Below are 16,865 nucleotides of genomic sequence, written 5' to 3'. Positions count from 1 at the left end.
GACACGGTGGGCGTGCCGGCGCCAAGCGGCGGTAGCGCAGTGCGGGCGGCCCGGTCAGCCACGCGTGGAAGGCCAGCCGGGCCGGAGAACGTTCGATGCGCGCCGTACACCCAGCCGACCGCACGTCGCGCCCCCGATTGCCACAAGCCTTGCGCCGGCTACGCGGAGCGCGCCCGGCCGCGTGGGAAAGTGGCGCAGCCGCCCCATGGAGACCAAGGCGGCGGACGAGCGTGGCGCGTACCAGCGCGGAGCGCGCCGGGCCGCGTGAAAAGCCTTGCGCGTGCGGGGCTACGCGGAGCGCACCGGGCCGCGCGGGAAAGGTGGCGTGTGCTGACTCGCGGAGCGTCAGGCGGCGGACGAGCGTGGCACGTGCCGGCCACATCGTGCGGGCGGCGGCGTGGCGTGTGCCGCGCCGTGGAGATCAGGCGGGCGGACGAGCGTGGCCGGCCGGCGAGACGCGGGTCAGGCGGCGTGGAAGGCGTTCTGCGCCCACTCCAGGCCGTGCTGGACGACGGCTTCGGTCGCGTCCGCGGCCGTCTCCAGCAGTACGTCCAACTCCTTGCGTTCGACCGACGAGAACGGCTTCAGTACGAAGTCGGCCGGGTCCTGCCGGCCGGGCGGGCGGCCGATGCCGAACCGCACCCGGGTGTACTCCTTGCTGGCCAGCGAGCGCGAGATGGACCGCAGGCCGTTGTGGCCGCCCTCGCCGCCGCCGCGCTTGAGCTTGAGCGTCCCGTACGGCAGGTCGAGCTCGTCGTGGACGACGACGATCCGGTCCACGCCGACGGAGAAGAACCCGGCGAGTCCGGCCACCGGGCCGCCCGCGAGGTTCATGAACGACTGCGGTTTCGCGAGGACGAGTTTCGTACCGCCGGGGCCGCCGAGCCAGCCCTCGGCGACCTGCGCCCGGGCCCGGCCGTGCCGCTTGAAGCCGGCGCCGAGCCGCGCCGCGAGCAGGTCCGCGACCATGAACCCGACGTTGTGCCGGTGCGCCGCGTACTCCGGGCCGGGGTTGCCCAGCCCCACGATCAGGTACGGTCCGGCCACGCCAACCTCCTACGACCTGCCTGATGGATCGTGGCCGGGCCGGGGCACCGCAGGCCGGTACCCGCCCGGGTAAGCCAAAGCAGGGACGTGCGGTGCACGTCCCTGCTGGTGGTGGTGCGGTACGGCCCTCAGGCCTCGACCTTCTCGGCCTCGGCCGGTGCGGCCTCGGCGGGCGCCTCGGCGGTCTCGCCCTCGCCCAGGTCGGCGTCGACCTGCGCGGCGGTCGGCGCGGCGACGATGGCCACCACGATGTTCTCCGGGTCGGTGACCAGCTCGGCACCGGCGGGGAGCGTGATCTGCCCGGCGGTCACGTGGTCGCCCACGCCCAGGCCCTCGATCGACACCTCGAACTGCTCCGGTACGTGCGTGGCCTCGACCAGCACGGCCAGGGTGTCCAGCTCCTGCACGACCAGGCCGTCGGCCTCCTTGGCCACCTCGCCGGTCACGTGCACGGCCACCTCGACCGAGACCTTCTCGCCACGGCGGACGATGAGCAGGTCGACGTGGTCGATGGTGTCCTTGATCGGGTCGCGCTGGAGCGCCTTCGGCAGCGCCAGGGTCTTGGTGCCGTCGGCCAGCTCGATCGAGAACAGCGTGTTGGAACCACCGTGCCGCAGCGCGTTCGCGAAGTCGCGCGCGGGCAGGGCGATGTGCTTCGGCTTCTCGCCGTGGCCGTACAGCACGGCGGGAACCTTCCCGGCCCGACGAGTACGGCGGGCACCACCCTTGCCGAACTCTGTACGGGGCTCGGCGCTGATACGGACCTCGGACACGGGAGTACTCCTCCGATGATGCTGCGGTCTGGTTGCGACATGTGCCGACAGGGATGCCGGTCACTGCGGTGCCGGGGCGGAAGCGCGACGCGACCCGGTCGACCGTGCTGGCTCAACACCGTGTCGATAACGGCAACCAACGGGAAAAGATCTTGACCGCGGGCACCCTCGCCATGGCAACCTGACCAGTCTATCCCTCGCCCGTCGGCGCACGTGGCCGGGTCCGCCGGTTCCGGCCGCACCACGGTACCGGTGCGGCCGGAACCACGGGGTGTTATCCGGACAACCCACCGAACAGGGTCGTGACCGAACCGTCCGCGAAGACCTCGCGGATCGCCCGCGCGATCAGCGGAGCGATCGACAACTGGGTGATCTTGTCCAACCGCTTCTCCGGCGGTACCGGAAGGGTGTTGGTGAGGATCACCTCGGAGACGCGCGAGTTCTTCAGCCGTTCGGTGGCCGGGTCGGACAGGACGCCGTGCGTCGCCGCGACGATCACGTCCGCCGCGCCCGCCTCGAACAGCGCGTCGACGGCCTTGCAGATCGTGCCGCCCGAATCGATGATGTCGTCGATCGCGACGCAGACCCGGCCCTCGACCTCGCCGACGACCCGGTTGACGGCCACCTCGTTCGGCCGGCTGATGTCGCGGGTCTTGTGGATGAACGCCAGCGGACAGCCGCCGAGCCGCTCCGTCCAGCGCTCCGCCAGGCGTACCCGGCCCGAGTCGGGCGACACGACGGTCATGTCCCGGCCGTCGTACTTGTTCCGCACGTAGTCGGCGAGGAGGTCCAGCGCGAACAGGTGGTCCACCGGGCCGTCGAAGAAGCCCTGGATCTGCGCGGTGTGCAGGTCGACCGTGAGGATCCGGTCGGCGCCGGCAGTCTTGAACATGTCCGCCATCAGCCGCGCGGAGATCGGCTCCCGGCCGCGGTGCTTCTTGTCCTGCCGCGCGTACGGGTAGAAGGGCACGACGATGGTGATCCGCTTCGCCGAGCCGCGTTTCAACGCGTCGATCATCAGCAGGGTCTCCATGACCCACTGGTTGATCGGCTCCGTCATGCTCTGCACCACGAAGGCGTCCGAGCCGCGTACCGACTCGTTGTAGCGCACGTAGATCTCGCCGTTGGCGAAGTCGTACGCGTCGGTCGGCGTCGGCGACACGCCCAGCGCCTCACCGATCTCCTCCGCCAGGGCGGGGTACGCCCGGCCGGAGAAGAGCATCAACGACTTGTGGTTCTCCGCGACGATGCTGCCCATCGGCCGCCGCCCCCCTACGGTGTGTGAGCCCTACGCAGACGTGCCGGAGCCGGTGCCCGGCACGGGGTCCTCGATGCCGGTGGCCGTCCACGAACCGGGCTGGCCACTGGCGTCCGACGGCCGCGCCGCAGTCTCCCCCGGGTCGCCTGCCGTACCCCCGGCGGCAACCCCGGGCGTGTCGTTCGTCGCACCCGCCGCCGGCTCGCCCAGCGCCGCCGCCGCCGCGTCCGCCGCCGGCGTACCGGCGCGTCGGGTCAGGGTCCAGCGCTCCACGACCTTCTGCGGCCCGCCCGAGTACGACAGGGCGCCCGGCGGGACGTCGCGGCGGATCACCGCGCCCGCGCCGGTGTACGCGCCGTCGCCGACCTGTACCGGGGCCACGAACATATTGTCCGCCCCGGTACGCGCGAAACTGCCGATCGTGCTGTGCTGCTTGCGCACCCCGTCGTAGTTGACGAACACGGTCGCCGCGCCGATGTTGGTCTGCTCGCCGATCGTCGCGTCCCCCACGTACGACAGGTGCGGGACCTTGCTGCCGGCGCCGATCTCCGCGTTCTTCGTCTCGACGTACGTGCCGATCTTGGCCTTGCGGTGCAGCCGCGTCCCGGGCCGCAGGTACGCGAACGGGCCGACCGAGCACTCCGGCCCCACCACGGCCGACTGCGCCTGTGCCCGGACGACCGACGCACCGGCGCCCACCTCGGTGTCCACCAGCGTCGTGTCCGGCCCCACCGTCGCGCCCGACCCCACCGTCGTCGCGCCGCGGAGCTGGACGTGCGGCTCGATGACCGCGTCCACGCCGACCGTCACCGTCACGTCCACCCAGGTCGTGGCCGGGTCGACCATGGTCACCCCGGACCGCATCCAGGCGCCGTTCACCCGGTCGCGGAGCAGGGCCGCCAGCTGCGCCAGCTGCGCCCGGTCGTTGCAGCCCAGCGTCTCCGTCGCGTCGACCGCCACGTACCCACCGACCCGGCGGCCGGCCTTCACCAGCAGGCCGATCGTGTCCGTCAGGTACTCCTCGCCCTGGTCGTTGTCCGCGGTCAGCTCGGCCAGCGTGGCGCGCAGGTCCGCCGCGCGGAACGCGATGATGCCCGAGTTGATCTCGCGGATCGCGCGCTGCTCGGGCGACGCGTCGCGCTCCTCGACGATCGCGGTGACGTGGCCCTGCTCGTCGCGGATGATCCGGCCCAGGCCGGACACGTCCGCCGGCGCGGCCGTCAGTACGGTGGCGGCGTTGTCGGCCTCCTCGTGCACCCGTACCAGCTCGGCCAGGGTGTCCGGCCGCAGCAGCGGCGTGTCGCCGGTCAGTACCACGACCGTGCCCGACACGTCCGGCGCCTCCGCCAGCGCCACCCGCGTCGCGTGCCCGGTGCCGCGCTGCTCCGCCTGGTACACCGGCTCGGCGGCCGGCGCCACCTCGGCGAGATGCGCACGGACCTGATCGGCGGCGGCGCCGACGACCACCAGGGTGCGTGCCGCGGCCAGCGGCTCGGCCGCCGCCAGTACGTGTCCGACGAGGCTGCGGCCCAGGATCTCGTGCAGCATCTTGGGCTTCGCCGACTTCATCCGCTTGCCCAGCCCCGCGGCGAGCACCACGACGGTACGCCGGGGCGCCTCGCCGTCCTGCCGAACCGGACCTGGCTGGCTGGCCTGCTCGCTCACCGTGCGGGCTCCCTCTCGGCGACTCCTGCGAACCGCGGCCCATGCTAGCCGCCCGGGCCGTACCGGGACCGTGGCGGGGGAAGACGGCCCGGCCGGCGTCGGGGCCGGAACCGTGTGTTCTGTCAGTGAGCTGGGGTGCCAGGACTCGAACCCGGACTAGAGGTACCAAAAACCCCTGTGCTGCCGATTACACCACACCCCAGGGCCCTGCCCGCCGATCGGACACCACGTGCCCGACCGAACCGTGCCGTCATCATTCCATGTCGGGAGAGCGGGCCGCACGCACAGGGCCCCGCCCCGACCGGTACCGACGGGCGCGCGGAGGCGGGCGGCGAGCGGGGGCGGGGGTACCCGGGGGGATGGTTGGATGGGGGGATGGGCGACGTGGGGCGGCGGGTGCGGATGTCGGCTCCGCAGCGCCGCGAGCAGGTGCTCGGGATCGGACGTCAGGTGTTCGCCGAGCGGGGGTACGACGGGGCGAGCATGGAGGAGGTCGCCGCCCGCGCCGGCGTGTCCAAACCGGTGGTGTACGAGCACTTCGGCGACAAGGAGAAGCTGTACCACGCGGTCGTGGACCGGGAGGTCCGGGCGCTGCTGGACCGGCTGACCGCGGCGCTCACCGCCGGGCATCCCCGCCGGCTGCTGGAGCAGGCGACGCTCGCGCTGCTCGGGTACATCGAGGACGACACCGACGGGTTCCGCGTACTGATGCGGGACTCGCCGATGATGTCCGGCGGCGGCAGCTTCGCCGGCCTGCTGAACGAGGTGGCGCACCGGGTGAAGGGCCACGTCGCCGCCGGCTTCGCCGCCCGCGGGTACGACCGGGACCTGGCCGAGCTGTACGCGCAGGCGTTGACCGGGCTGGTGGCGTTCACCGGGCGGTGGTGGCTGGACGTACGGCAGCCGCCGCGCGAGGTGGTGGCCGCGCACCTGGTGAACCTGGTGTGGAACGGGCTGTCCGGGCTCCAACACGACCCGTACCGGGTCACCGAGGAGCGCTGAGGCGGCTCAGGCGGCGGCATGCGCGCCGGGGCGCGGCAGCGGCGCCCGGCGTACCCGGCCGAACAGCGAGGACATGCCGACGATCGTGGCGAGCACGTACGACACGATGCAGTTGGTGACCGAGAACGCGAAGTAGTTCAGGTCGGTGCGCAGGAACGCCAGGCTGAACAGGCCGGCGAGCACGAAGACCACGGCGAACACCAGGTTCACCACGACGTCGACGTTCCGGCCGATGATCGAGGCCAGGAAGATCAGCGCGCCGACGACGATGGAGATCATCGAGAAGCCGGGGTTGGTGGTCAGGCCCAGCACCCGCTCGCCGTGCGTGTCGAACGTGGCCATGCCGGAGGTCTGCACGACGCCGGCGATGCCGAAGATCAGCACGTACAGGCCGGCCAGGGTCGACAGTACGCGCCAGAAGCCGCGCATCGGGTGGTTGACGGGCAGGTGGCTGGCCATGGTCGCGCATCCTCCTCGGATCTTCGCGTGCTACCGCGGATTCTTCCCCATGGGTGGCCGGCGCACCGCCGACACCCCCGGTCCGCGCGTCGTCACGTCACACCGCGGGCACCCGGTACGGGTGGGAGGATGCGGCCATGGACTATCAGGCAGCCGACGACCGGTACCGGTCGATGACGTACCGCCGCTCGGGTCGGAGCGGGCTGCGCCTGCCGGCCGTGTCGCTCGGGTTGTGGCACAACTTCGGCGACGACCGGGCGTTCGACACGCAGCGGGCGATCCTGCGCCGGGCGTTCGACCTGGGCGTCACGCACTTGGACCTGGCCAACAACTACGGCCCGCCGTACGGGTCGGCGGAGCGGAACTTCGGCCGGCACCTGGCCGCCGACTTCCGCCGGTACCGCGACGAGCTGGTGATCTCCACCAAGGCGGGCTACGACATGTGGCCCGGGCCGTACGGCGAGTGGGGGTCGCGGAAGTACCTGCTGGCGAGCTTGGACCAGTCGCTGTCCCGGATGGGCCTCGACCACGTCGACATCTTCTACTCCCACCGGTTCGACCCGGACACGCCGCTGGAGGAGACGATGGGCGCGCTGCACTCCGCAGTGCAGCAGGGCAAGGCGCTCTACGCCGGCATCTCCTCGTACTCCCCGGAGGACACCGCGCGCGCCGCCGAGATCCTCCGCGAACTCGGTACGCCGCTGCTCATCCACCAGCCCTCGTACTCGATGCTCAACCGCTGGATCGAGCCGGACCTGCTGGACACCCTGGAAGACGTGGGCGCCGGCTGCATCGCGTTCTCGCCGCTCGCGCAGGGCATGCTGACCGACCGGTACCTGTCCGGAGTACCGGCGGATTCCCGTGCGGCGCAAGGGAAGTCGCTGTCGCCGGAGCTGCTGACCGACGAGGCGATGGGCCGGATCCGCGCCCTGAACGAGATCGCCGGACGGCGCGGCCAGACGCTGGCGCAGCTGGCGCTGGCGTGGGCGCTGCGCGACCCGCGGGTCACGAGCGTCCTGATCGGGGCGAGCAGCGTACGCCAGCTGGAGGACAACGTGGCCGCGCTCGACAACCTCGCGTTCACCGCCGACGAACTCACCGAGATCGACCGGTACGCCGAGGAGTCCGCGATCAACCTGTGGGCCCGGTCCTCCAAGACCTGACCCGCAAGACCCGACCCGCGCGGTCAGCCGAGCTGGTCGGCGAGCGCCAGCCACTCCTCCTCCGCGGCGGCCAGCTCGGCGCGTACCTCGGCGAGGTGCGCGTCGAGTTCGGTGACCTTGCCGTAGTCGGTGGCGTGCTCGGCGAGCTGGGCGTGCAGCTCGGACTCCCGCGTCTCCAGCCGGTTCACGAGCCGTTCGAGCCGGGCGAGTTCCTTCTTCCCGGCGCGTACTTCCGCGGCACTGGGCCCGGTACGGTCCGCGGCGGCCTTCGGCGCGGTCGCGGTGAGCGTCCCGGTGCCCTGCTCGGTCGGGTCCGGCAGCAGCGTGAGGAACTGCTCGATGCCGCCGGGCAGGCCGGTCAGCTTCCCGTCGCCGAGCAGCGCCACGACCGTGTCGCAGACACGTTCGACCAGGTAGCGGTCGTGGCTGGCGACGACGAGGGTGCCCGGCCAGGAGTCCAGCAGGTCCTCCAGCGCGGCCAGCGTGTCGGTGTCCAGGTCGTTCGTCGGCTCGTCGAGCAGCAGCACGTTCGGCTCGCCGGCGAGCAGTCGCAGCAGTTGCAGGCGCCGGCGCTCGCCGCCGGACAGGTCGCCGACGACCGACCACAGCCGGCGCTCCCCGAAGCCGAACAGCTCGGCCAGCTGCGCCGCCGACAGTTCCCGGTCGCCGAGGCGTACCCGGCGGGCGACCTGCTCGACGGCCTCCAGTACGCGGATGTCGCGGGGCAGCTCGTCGAGTTCCTGGGACAGGTGGCCGGCGCGGACGGTCTGGCCGGCGCGGACCGTGCCCGAGTCGGGCTGCCGCTGGCCGGTGAGCAGCCGGATCAGCGTGGACTTGCCGGCCCCGTTCACGCCGACCAGCGCGATCCGGTCGCCCGGCCCCACCCGGAACGTCGCGTCGTCCAGCACCTTCCGCTCGCCGTACGCGACGGTCACGTCCTCCAGGTCGTACACCTGCTTGCCGAGGCGGGCGGTGGCGAGCTTGTGCAGCGACACCGTGTCCCGCGGCTCCGGTACGTCGGCGATCAGCGCGTTCGCCGCGTCGATCCGGAACTTCGGCTTGCTGGTACGGGCCGGCGCCCCGCGGCGCAGCCACGCGAGTTCCTTGCGCAGCAGGTTCTGCCGGCGCTCCTCGGCGACGGCCTCCCGCCGGGACCGCTCGGCGCGGGCCAGCGTCCAGGCCGCGTAGCCCCCCTCGTACGCGTGGACGGAGCCGTCGGCGACCTCCCACGTGGCCGTACACACCGCGTCGAGGAACCAGCGGTCGTGCGTGACGACGACGAGCGCGCCGCGGTGCTCGCGGGTCAACCACGCCGCCAGCCAGGACACGCCGGCCACGTCGAGGTGGTTCGTCGGCTCGTCGAGGATCAGCAGATCCGCCGGCCGTACCAGCAGGGCGGCGAGCGCGACGCGGCGCCGTTCCCCACCGGACAGCGGGCCGACCTCGGTGTCCAGCCCGAGGCCCGGCATGCCCAGACCGCCGAGTACGGCGCGGATCCCGGCGTCGCCCGCCCACTCGTGCTCGGCGCCGAACGCCGGCAGCCACACGTCCCCGATCACCACGTCGCGGACCGTCGCCGTCGGCGGCAGGTCGATCGACTGCGGCAGCGCGCCCACCGTCAGCCCGCGGCGCTGCGTGACCCGACCGGAGTCGGGCTCCTCGGTACCGGTGAGCAGCCGCAGCAGGGTCGACTTGCCGGCACCGTTGAGGCCGACCACCCCGACCCGGTCGCCGTCGTCGAGACCGAGCGACACCTCGTCCAGGAGCTGCGCCGAGGCGTACCCCTTCGAGACCCGGTCCATGTTGACAATGTTCGCCACTGCTGTGCTCCCTGCCGTTCGTCCGTACCTGTCGTCGCCGCCCCGCGCGGCGGTTCAGGGGGTGGTGCGGGCGCCGGGGACGGGGCCGTGCGCGGTGCGCACCGTACGGCAGACGCCGTGGGTGGTGAGCCGGGCGGCGACCGAGGCGGCGTGGTCGGCGTCGGCGGCGAGGAACAGGCAGCTCGGCCCGGACCCCGACACCAGCGCGGCGAGCGCCCCCTCCGCCAGCCCGGCGTCGAGCGTACGGGCGAGGGTCGGGCGCAACGCGAGCGCCGCCGCCTGCATGTCGTTCGCCAGCGCCGCGGCGAGTACGCGCGGATCGTGCTGGCGCAGCGCGGCCAGCAGCTCGTCCGGCGCACCCACCCCCTCCGCCGGTACGGTCCCGGCGTCGCGCAACGCGTCGAGCTTCGCGTACACGGTGGGGGTGGACAGGCCGCCGTCGGCGACCGCGACGACCCAGTGCCAGGTGCCGACCGCGAGGACCGGGCTGAGCACCTCGCCCCGACCGGTACCGAGCGCCGTGCCCCCCGGTACGAGGAACGGCACGTCGCTGCCGAGGTCGGCGGCGAGCGTGGCCAGCTCGTTCCGGTCGAGTCCGCCGTCCCACAGCGCGTCGCAGGCCACCAACGCGGCGGCGGCGTCGGCGCTGCCGCCGGCAAGCCCGCCGGCGAGCGGGATCTGCTTGCGCAGGTGCAGCCGTACCCGGGGCGGGACGCCGAGGTGGTCGGCGAGCAGCACGGCCGCGCGTACGGCGAGGTTGTTCTCGTCGGTGGGCAGGACGTCGGCGCCCTCGCCCTCGACGACCAGCTCCAGCCGGTCGGCGCGGTCCGCGGTCAGCTCGTCGTACAGGGAGATGGCCTGGTAGACGGTGGTCAGCTCGTGGAACCCGTCGGGCCGGCGCGGGCCGACCCCCAGGTGCAGGTTGATCTTCGCGGGCACCCGGACGCGGACCGAGCCGGACGCCGCCAGCCGCGGCCCGTCGTACCCGGCCGCCGGTTCCACTGCCTCGGACAACGCGCCGCCTCTCTCCTCCGGCGGCACCGTCATCCTGCGTGCCGGGCCGCCGCGATCCGACCGAACTCCTCTATGGTGAGCGACTCGCCGCGGGCGCCGGGATCGACCCCCGCCGCGCGCAGCACGCGCTCCGCCTCCGCCGGGCTGCCCGCCCACCGGCCCAACGCCGCCCGCAACGTCTTCCGGCGCTGCGCGAACGCCGCGTCCACCACCTCGAACACCGCGGTACGCCCGACGCCCGGGGACGGCGGTTCCCGGCGGGTGAAGGCGACGAGCCCGGAGTCCACGTTCGGCACCGGCCAGAACACCGCACGCGGGACGGACCCGGCGGGCCGGGCCGCCGCGTACCAGGCGAGCTTGGCGCTGGGCACCCCGTACGTGCGGGAACCGGGGCCCGCGGTCAGCCGGTCGGCGACCTCCTGCTGCACCATGACCAGCCCGTGCCGCAGCGTCGGCAGCACCGCCAGCAGGTGCAGCAGCACCGGCACCGCCACGTTGTACGGCAGGTTCGCGACCAGCGCGGTCGGTGGGTACGGGCCCAGGTCGCCGGCGTCGATCCGGAGCGCGTCCGCGGTCAGTACGGTCAGCCGGTCGGCGAGGTCGGGTGCCCGGTCCGCGACCGTACCGGGCAGGGCGGCGGCGAGCCGCGGGTCGATCTCCACCGCGTACAGGTGCTGGACGGTGGGCAGCAGCGCCAGCGTGAGCGAGCCGAGACCCGGGCCGACCTCGACGACCACGTCCCCGTCGGCGCCGGCCACCGCCGCGATCCGGCGCACCGTGTTCGGGTCGTGCACGAAGTTCTGCCCGAGGGTCTTCGTCGGGGACACACCGATCGCGCCGGCCATCGCGCGTACCTCGGCGGGGCCGAGCGGCCGGCTCGCCGGCGCGGTACCCGGATCGTTCGTCACAGCTTCGCCCCGCACACCGGCCACTGCCCCTTGCCGGACCGCTTGTACAGCTGGATCGCCCGGTACGTCTGCTCCCGCGCGGTGGCCTCCGACGGCAGGCCGATGCCGCCCATCCGCTGCCAGGTGTCCGCGCTGAACTGGTACAGCCCCATGAACTGGCCGTCGGCGGACACCCGCTGCGGGTTGCCGCCCGACTCGCACTGGGCGAGCGCCGACCAGTTCAGCCCCGTGTCGTCCGCCGGGTACGGCGTGGTGCCCTTGGCGACGACCCGCGGCTTCGCCGTGACCACCGTCGTCGACGACAGCACCTTCCGCTGGTACTTCTTCCCGTCGCGGTAGATGTACTCCACCTTCTCCCGGCGCTCGCCGTTCCGGCCGTCGTCGACCACGCCCTGCTGGTCGAGCATCCAGTCGCTGCGCTTCTCGGTCTTCAGCGGCGCCTTGACCGTCACCGTCTCCGTCGCCGTACGCCGGGTCACCCGGAACACCGACACGGTCGGCACGCCGGCGAGGGTGTGCCCCGCCGCCGGCTCCGTCTCGTCACTCGTACCGAGCTTCAGGTGGCGCTCCGCGATCAGGTCCCGCACCGTCGCCGCGTACGTGCTGACCGTGGTGCGGTGTCCGTCCGACACGAGCGTCAGCCGCTTCCGGGTACGCACCTCGACCGCCGCTCCGTCCCGCCCGATCGCCCCGTCCGCCGGCCCCGACACCCTGACCGGCCGGTGCGCCAGCCCCAGAGTCGCCAGCAGCCCGTCGACGCTGCGCGCGGTCACCCAGCGGCGGCTGCGCCGGCCGTCCAGGGTGAGCGTCACGGGTCGGCCGCGGCCGACCACGATCCGGCCGCCGACCATGTCGTCGGGGTGCGGCGACACCGTGTCGTGCGGGCCGAGCCGTACGCCGGCCTGCCGCAGCACGCCACCGACGGTCCAAGCGTACGACCGGACCTGGCGGGCCGCGCCGTCATCCACGACGGTCACGGTGTGCGTCCGGGCGAGGAAGAAACCGGCCGTACCCAGCACCGCGACCAGCGCCACGAGCTGCACGCCGATCGCCGCGAAGGACTTCCACCCGGACCGCTGGCCGCGCCGCGCGCGGTATGGGGTACCCACGAGAACGAAACTGTACGAACTCGGCGGGCGCCACGCTGCCCCGGGTCACCACGTCCCGAACACCCGGCCGGCGTTCGCGGACAGCGCGCCGCACAGCTCGTCCACTGCCACGCCCCGGACCTCGGCCAGCGCGCGCACCGTCAACGGCACCAGGTACGGCGCGTTCGGCCGCCCCCGGTACGGCATCGGCGTCAGGTACGGCGCGTCGGTCTCCACCAGCAGCAGCTCCGCCGGCAGTACCGCGGCCGCCGCGCGCAGCTCCGCCGCGTTCTTGAACGTCACGTTCCCGGCGAAGCTCGCGTACCACCCGCGGTCGGCGCAGTGCCGCGCCATCGTCGCGTCGCCCGAGAAGCAGTGGAAGACCACGGTGTCCGGCGCACCCTCGGATTCGAGTACCCGGAAGATGTCGTCGTGCGCGTCCCGGTCGTGGATCATCAGCGGCTTGCCGTGCCGCTTCGCGATCGCGATGTGCGCCCGGAACGACTCCTCCTGCGCCGCACGCCCCGCATCCCCGGTACGGAACCGGTCCAGCCCCGTCTCGCCCACCGCGCGGACCCGCGGGCGGGCGGCCAGCGCGTCGATCTCCGCCAGCGCGGCCGGCAGGTCCGGCAGGTCGGGCGCGTCGTTCGGGTGCACGGCCACCGCCGCCAGCACCCCCGGGTACGCCTCGGCCAGCGCCACCGCCGCCCGCGACGACGGTACGTCGCAGCCCACCTCGACGACCCGGTCGACGCCGACGGCGCGGGCCGCGGCGAGCGCACCGGCCGGATCGTCCGGGGCCGCGATGTACAGGTGGGTGTGCGCGTCGGCGACCGCGACCGGCAGCGGCTCGGGAGCGGGCGGCGGGTCGCCCCGCCGCCCGTGGGAATGACCAGCCATGACCAGCTACTCGCCGGCCATCCGGGCCAGTTCCTCGTCCACGATGCCCGGGTCGAGCTTGGTGAACACCGGCTTCGGCTTCGCCAGCTCCCGGCCGGCGGGCAGCGGCGTCGACTCCCACGCGGGGAAGTCGTAGACACCGGTGAGCACCGGGTACCCCGGGCCGCCGTCCAGGTCGTCGACCTCCTGGATCGTCGGCTGCGGCGCGAACTCCCCCGTACCGCCGAGCAGCTCGTGCACCCGCTGCGACGAGTGCGGCAGGAACGGCGACAGCATCGTGTTGCAGTCGCTGACCACCTGCAGCGCGGTGTTCAGGATGGTGCCCTGCCGCTCCGGGTCGTCGCCCAGCTTCCACGGCGCCGACTCCGAGATGTACTTGTTCGCCTCGGCGACGACCCGCATCGCCTCGGTGATCGCCGCCTTCTGCCGGTGCCGGCCGAGCTGCTCGCCGACCGTGGCGAACCCGGCGCGGGAGTGCTCCAGCAGCGCCCGGTCGGTGCCGGTCAGCTCGCCCGGCGCCGGCACCCGGCCGAAGTTCTTCGCGGCCATCGAGATCGAACGGTTGACCAGGTTGCCCCAGCCGGCGACCAGCTCGTCGTTCGTCCGCCGCAGGAACTCCGGCCAGGTGAACGCCGCGTCGTGCGTCTCCGGCCCGGCCACGGCGATGTAGTACCGCAGGGCGTCGGGCTGGTACCGGGCGAGCATGTCCCGTACGTAGATCACCACGTTGCGGGAGGTGGAGAACTGCTGCCCGCCGATCGTCAGGTACTCGCTCGACACCACCTCGGTCGGCAGGTTCAGCTCGCCGTACTTCCCCGGGCTGCCGCCCTTCGCGCCCTTCCCGTCGTACGCCAGCAGCTCGGCCGGCCAGATCTGGGAGTGGAACGTGATGTTGTCCTTGCCCATGAAGTAGTACTGCCGGGCCGCCGGGTCGGACCACCAGCGCCGCCACGCCTCCGGGTCCTTGCCCCGCCGGGCCCACTCGATCGCCGCCGACAGGTACCCGATGACGGCGTCGAACCACACGTACAGCCGCTTGTTGGGGTTCTCCTCCCAGCCGGGCAGCGGCACCGGGATGCCCCAGTCGATGTCCCGGGTCATCGCCCGCGGCCGCAGGTCGTCGAGCAGGTTGAGGGAGAACTTCAGCACGTTCGGCCGCCAGCCCTGGCGGCTGCGCAGCCAGTCGCCGAGCGCGTCGGCCAGCGCCGGCAGGTCGAGGAAGAAGTGCTCGGTCTCGATGAACTTCGGCTTCTCGCCGTTGATCCGGGACCGCGGGTTGATCAGGTCCGTCGGGTCGAGCTGGTTGCCGCAGTTGTCGCACTGGTCGCCGCGGGCCCCGTCGTACCCGCAGATCGGGCAGGTGCCCTCGATGTACCGGTCGGGCAGGGTGCGGCCGGTCGACGGCGAGATCGCCCCCGACGTCTTCTTCTCGATCAGGTAGCCGTTCTTGTACACGGTGCGGAACAGCTCCTGCGCCACCGCCGCGTGGTTGCGCGTCGTGGTCCGCGTGAACAGGTCGTACGACAGGCCGAGCGCGTGCAGGTCCTCCACGATCACCCGGTTGTACCGGTCGGCGAGCGCGCGCGGCGACACGCCCTCCTGCTCCGCCTGTACCAGGATCGGGGTGCCGTGCTCGTCGGTGCCGGAGACCATCAGCACGTCGTGACCGGCCATCCGCATGTACCGGCTGAAGACATCGGAGGGCACCCCGAAACCGGACACGTGGCCGATGTGTCGCGGGCCGTTCGCGTACGGCCAGGCGACTGCTGTCAAGACGTGACTCATGCGGCAACTCTATCGGGGGCGGCGAGCCGATTTCCCGGCGCCGGCGCCGGTGTGGCACCGCGTCCCCGCTGCCCGACAGGTGTGGAATGAGGGGCGTGACCACTCAGGACGCCGACAGTCACCCGGTGCCCGAGCCGCGGGTCGACCGCGACTCGGCCGACGCGGGCGCCCCGGGCGCGGCGCCCCTCGACCTCCACGACGACGACCGCCACGACGATCTCGACGACGAGACCCGCGACCCGGAGACCGGCCTGGTCGACGAGTACCACGTGGACGGTGGTCCGGTCCGCCCGGCCGACGTCGGCGGGTCGGGCGAGTTCCCGCTGTGGCCGGACGGGGGGCGCGCCCGCGCGGCGACCCTCACCCGTCCCGAGTCCCGACCGGTACCGTTCCGCGCGCCGCGCCGGCCCGGCGTGGGCTTGCCGCTGCTGGTGGTGTTCGCGCTGCTCGCGGCGTTCTTCGCGTGGGTGGGTGCGGAGCCGTTCTGGCTGGCCGTCGGGCACGCCGACCGCGGCACCGTCACCGTCACCCGATGCACCGGCCACGGCGTACTGAAGCGCTGCGTCGGCGACTTCGCCGCCGGCGGCGACCGCTACCGGGTGCGTGGCGTACCGGTGTCCGGCGGGGACGCCGCCCCGGTCGGCGTACGGCGCCCGGCCCGGATGGTGTCGCAGACCGGCCGCCAGGCGTACGTCGGGGACTCGCTCGGGCTGCTCCTGCGCTGGGCCGTACCGCTCGCGCTGGTCCTGGTGCTGGGCCTGCTGATCGCGTTGGCCACCGGCGCGTGGCGGCTGCGCGGCCGGCAGCGCGCGGTCGCCTGCACGCTGAGCATGCTCGGCCCGCTGGTCATCACCGCCGGCCTGCTCGCCGCCGCCTGGTGACGGGCGCGCGGCCGAACCCGCGCCCGGTACCGCCGGCGAAGCGCCCGGCGGCGGGGTGCCCGGCTCCCGGACACCCCGCCGCCGTCAGATCACCTGGCGCAGGAACGGCGACGTGTAGTCGTCCACCTCGGCGAGCGTCGCGACGGCCTCCTCGGCGCCGACCGTGGACCGCTCCGCCTCGACGTACAGCGGGAGCAGGCGGACGTCGGAGGCGGTCGGGATGCCGGTGATCTCCGGGTGGGACAGCACCCAGGACACCGACGCCGTGATGTACCGCTGCTCGTCGAGCGGCTCGTACCAGGTGGTGTAGGGGCCGTCGGTGCCACCCGACGGCCAGTTTCGCCGGGCGCCGCTCTTGATGGTCATCAGCCCCACGCCGCGCCGGGCGGTCTCGGCGGCGAGCGCCCGGAAGTCGTCGTAGTACCCGGGCTGGCGGGTGAGCGCGTGGTTGAGCGGCGTGATCACCGTGGCGAAGTCGTACCGGCGGATCGCCTCCAGGTGGACGGCGGGTGCCTCGTGCCCGTGCCCGGTGATGCCGATCGCGCCGACCAGCCCCGCGTCGAGCGCCCGGACGGCGCCGGCCAGCGCACCACCCGCCCCGGTACGCCGGTCCAGGTCCTCGTGGTCGCACACCGCGTGCAGCTGGATCAGGTCCAGGTGGTCGGTCTGCAGCCGCTCCAGCGACGCGTTGATCTGCCGGTACGCCGCGTCGGCGTCCTTCTCGCCCGTCTTGGTGGCGAGGAAGATCCGGTCCCGGATCCGCGGCATCCACGGTCCGAGCCGCAGCTCCGCCTCCCCGTACGAGGCGGCCACGTCGAAGTGGTTGATGCCGCTGTCCAGCGCGTACTGGATCGACTCGTCGGCGGTGTCCTGATCGACGCCGCCCAGCATCGCCGCGCCGTAGATGATCACCGAGCTGTCCTGGTCCAGCCGCCCCAGCCTGCGAGTACGCATGCCCGTCCCTTCCACTGTCGGTCCGTACGGCGGGTGCGGACCGCCGCACGAGGGCGACACTGCCACCTGGAGCGCGGTCCAGGTCAAGACTTCGCCGAAGTCACCGCGCGGACGGCCACGGCGCGGTCAGCGGCGCGCGGCCGCCGCG

At 73.1% G+C, this 16,865-nt stretch carries 15 protein-coding genes and 1 tRNA gene; 3 read left to right on the top strand and 13 right to left on the bottom strand.

Features of this window, described 5'->3' with window-relative positions; all coding sequences use genetic code 11:
- Window positions 1-462: 462 nt before the first annotated feature.
- The 5 genes from pth to Aru02nite_RS05955 all read right to left on the bottom strand — a co-directional run bounded on the left by pth (window position 463) and on the right by Aru02nite_RS05955 (window position 4,945).
- The gene (pth, locus tag Aru02nite_RS05975) at window positions 463-1,047 is read right to left on the bottom strand and encodes an aminoacyl-tRNA hydrolase (protein WP_203655549.1); all 585 of its coding nucleotides are present in this window, start codon (window positions 1,045-1,047) and stop codon (window positions 463-465) included.
- A gap of 128 nt (window positions 1,048-1,175) precedes the next feature.
- Complete coding sequence (locus Aru02nite_RS05970; protein WP_203655548.1) at window positions 1,176-1,820, bottom strand: 50S ribosomal protein L25/general stress protein Ctc; 645 nt, start codon at window positions 1,818-1,820, stop codon at window positions 1,176-1,178.
- Window positions 1,821-2,094: 274 nt separating this feature from the next.
- Window positions 2,095-3,078, bottom strand: a complete 984-nt coding sequence (locus tag Aru02nite_RS05965) for a ribose-phosphate diphosphokinase (RefSeq protein WP_203655547.1) — start codon at window positions 3,076-3,078, stop codon at window positions 2,095-2,097.
- Between the two features lie 30 nt (window positions 3,079-3,108).
- Window positions 3,109-4,743, bottom strand: a complete 1,635-nt coding sequence (glmU, locus tag Aru02nite_RS05960; RefSeq protein ID WP_308446255.1) for a bifunctional UDP-N-acetylglucosamine diphosphorylase/glucosamine-1-phosphate N-acetyltransferase GlmU — start codon at window positions 4,741-4,743, stop codon at window positions 3,109-3,111.
- Window positions 4,744-4,873: 130 nt separating this feature from the next.
- Window positions 4,874-4,945, bottom strand: a tRNA-Gln gene (locus tag Aru02nite_RS05955).
- 173 nt (window positions 4,946-5,118) lie between these two features.
- Here Aru02nite_RS05955 and Aru02nite_RS05950 point away from each other — a divergent pair.
- Window positions 5,119-5,745, top strand: a complete 627-nt coding sequence (locus Aru02nite_RS05950) for a TetR/AcrR family transcriptional regulator (RefSeq protein ID WP_203655546.1) — start codon at window positions 5,119-5,121, stop codon at window positions 5,743-5,745.
- Window positions 5,746-5,751: 6 nt separating this feature from the next.
- Here Aru02nite_RS05950 and Aru02nite_RS05945 read toward each other — a convergent pair whose 3' ends face one another.
- Window positions 5,752-6,204, bottom strand: coding sequence for a DUF4383 domain-containing protein (locus Aru02nite_RS05945; protein ID WP_203655545.1), 453 nt, complete (start codon window positions 6,202-6,204; stop codon window positions 5,752-5,754).
- A gap of 137 nt (window positions 6,205-6,341) precedes the next feature.
- On the opposite strand from Aru02nite_RS05945, the gene mgrA reads away from it, so the two are divergent.
- Window positions 6,342-7,367 carry an L-glyceraldehyde 3-phosphate reductase gene (gene mgrA / locus Aru02nite_RS05940; RefSeq protein ID WP_203655544.1) on the top strand — a complete coding sequence of 342 codons (1,026 nt, stop codon included), beginning with the start codon at window positions 6,342-6,344 and terminating at the stop codon, window positions 7,365-7,367.
- 23 nt (window positions 7,368-7,390) lie between these two features.
- On the opposite strand, the gene Aru02nite_RS05935 is transcribed toward mgrA, so the two are convergent.
- Genes Aru02nite_RS05935 through metG form a run of 6 tightly spaced genes read right to left on the bottom strand, consistent with a single transcriptional unit; the run spans window position 7,391 to window position 14,882 of the window.
- Window positions 7,391-9,187 carry an ABC-F family ATP-binding cassette domain-containing protein gene (locus Aru02nite_RS05935; RefSeq protein WP_203655542.1) on the bottom strand — a complete coding sequence of 599 codons (1,797 nt, stop codon included), beginning with the start codon at window positions 9,185-9,187 and terminating at the stop codon, window positions 7,391-7,393.
- 54 nt (window positions 9,188-9,241) lie between these two features.
- Window positions 9,242-10,201 carry a 4-(cytidine 5'-diphospho)-2-C-methyl-D-erythritol kinase gene (locus Aru02nite_RS05930; protein ID WP_373324847.1) on the bottom strand — a complete coding sequence of 320 codons (960 nt, stop codon included), beginning with the start codon at window positions 10,199-10,201 and terminating at the stop codon, window positions 9,242-9,244.
- Between the two features lie 29 nt (window positions 10,202-10,230).
- A complete protein-coding gene (gene rsmA / locus Aru02nite_RS05925; protein WP_203655731.1) occupies window positions 10,231-11,046 on the bottom strand; it encodes a 16S rRNA (adenine(1518)-N(6)/adenine(1519)-N(6))-dimethyltransferase RsmA in 816 nt (271 codons plus the stop codon).
- 59 nt (window positions 11,047-11,105) lie between these two features.
- Entirely contained in the window at window positions 11,106-12,218 is a 1,113-nt protein-coding gene (locus tag Aru02nite_RS05920) for a resuscitation-promoting factor (protein ID WP_203655538.1), read from the bottom strand.
- 45 nt (window positions 12,219-12,263) lie between these two features.
- On the bottom strand, window positions 12,264-13,097 hold the full coding sequence (locus tag Aru02nite_RS05915; protein ID WP_203655536.1) for a TatD family hydrolase: 834 nt from the start codon (window positions 13,095-13,097) through the stop codon (window positions 12,264-12,266).
- Window positions 13,098-13,103: 6 nt separating this feature from the next.
- Window positions 13,104-14,882 carry a methionine--tRNA ligase gene (metG, locus tag Aru02nite_RS05910; RefSeq protein WP_203655535.1) on the bottom strand — a complete coding sequence of 593 codons (1,779 nt, stop codon included), beginning with the start codon at window positions 14,880-14,882 and terminating at the stop codon, window positions 13,104-13,106.
- Window positions 14,883-14,977: 95 nt separating this feature from the next.
- Here metG and Aru02nite_RS05905 point away from each other — a divergent pair, with 95 nt between their 5' ends.
- On the top strand, window positions 14,978-15,763 hold the full coding sequence (locus Aru02nite_RS05905) for a hypothetical protein (protein ID WP_203655534.1): 786 nt from the start codon (window positions 14,978-14,980) through the stop codon (window positions 15,761-15,763).
- 84 nt (window positions 15,764-15,847) lie between these two features.
- Here the strand turns inward: Aru02nite_RS05905 and Aru02nite_RS05900 are convergent, their stop codons facing one another.
- A complete protein-coding gene (locus tag Aru02nite_RS05900; RefSeq protein ID WP_203655533.1) occupies window positions 15,848-16,717 on the bottom strand; it encodes an aldo/keto reductase in 870 nt (289 codons plus the stop codon).
- Window positions 16,718-16,865: the final 148 nt, after the last annotated feature.

It is taken from the genome of Actinocatenispora rupis, assembly GCF_016861975.1.
Taxonomy (GTDB): domain Bacteria; phylum Actinomycetota; class Actinomycetes; order Mycobacteriales; family Micromonosporaceae; genus Actinocatenispora; species Actinocatenispora rupis.
This window is presented reverse-complemented; position numbering and strand designations above follow the sequence as displayed.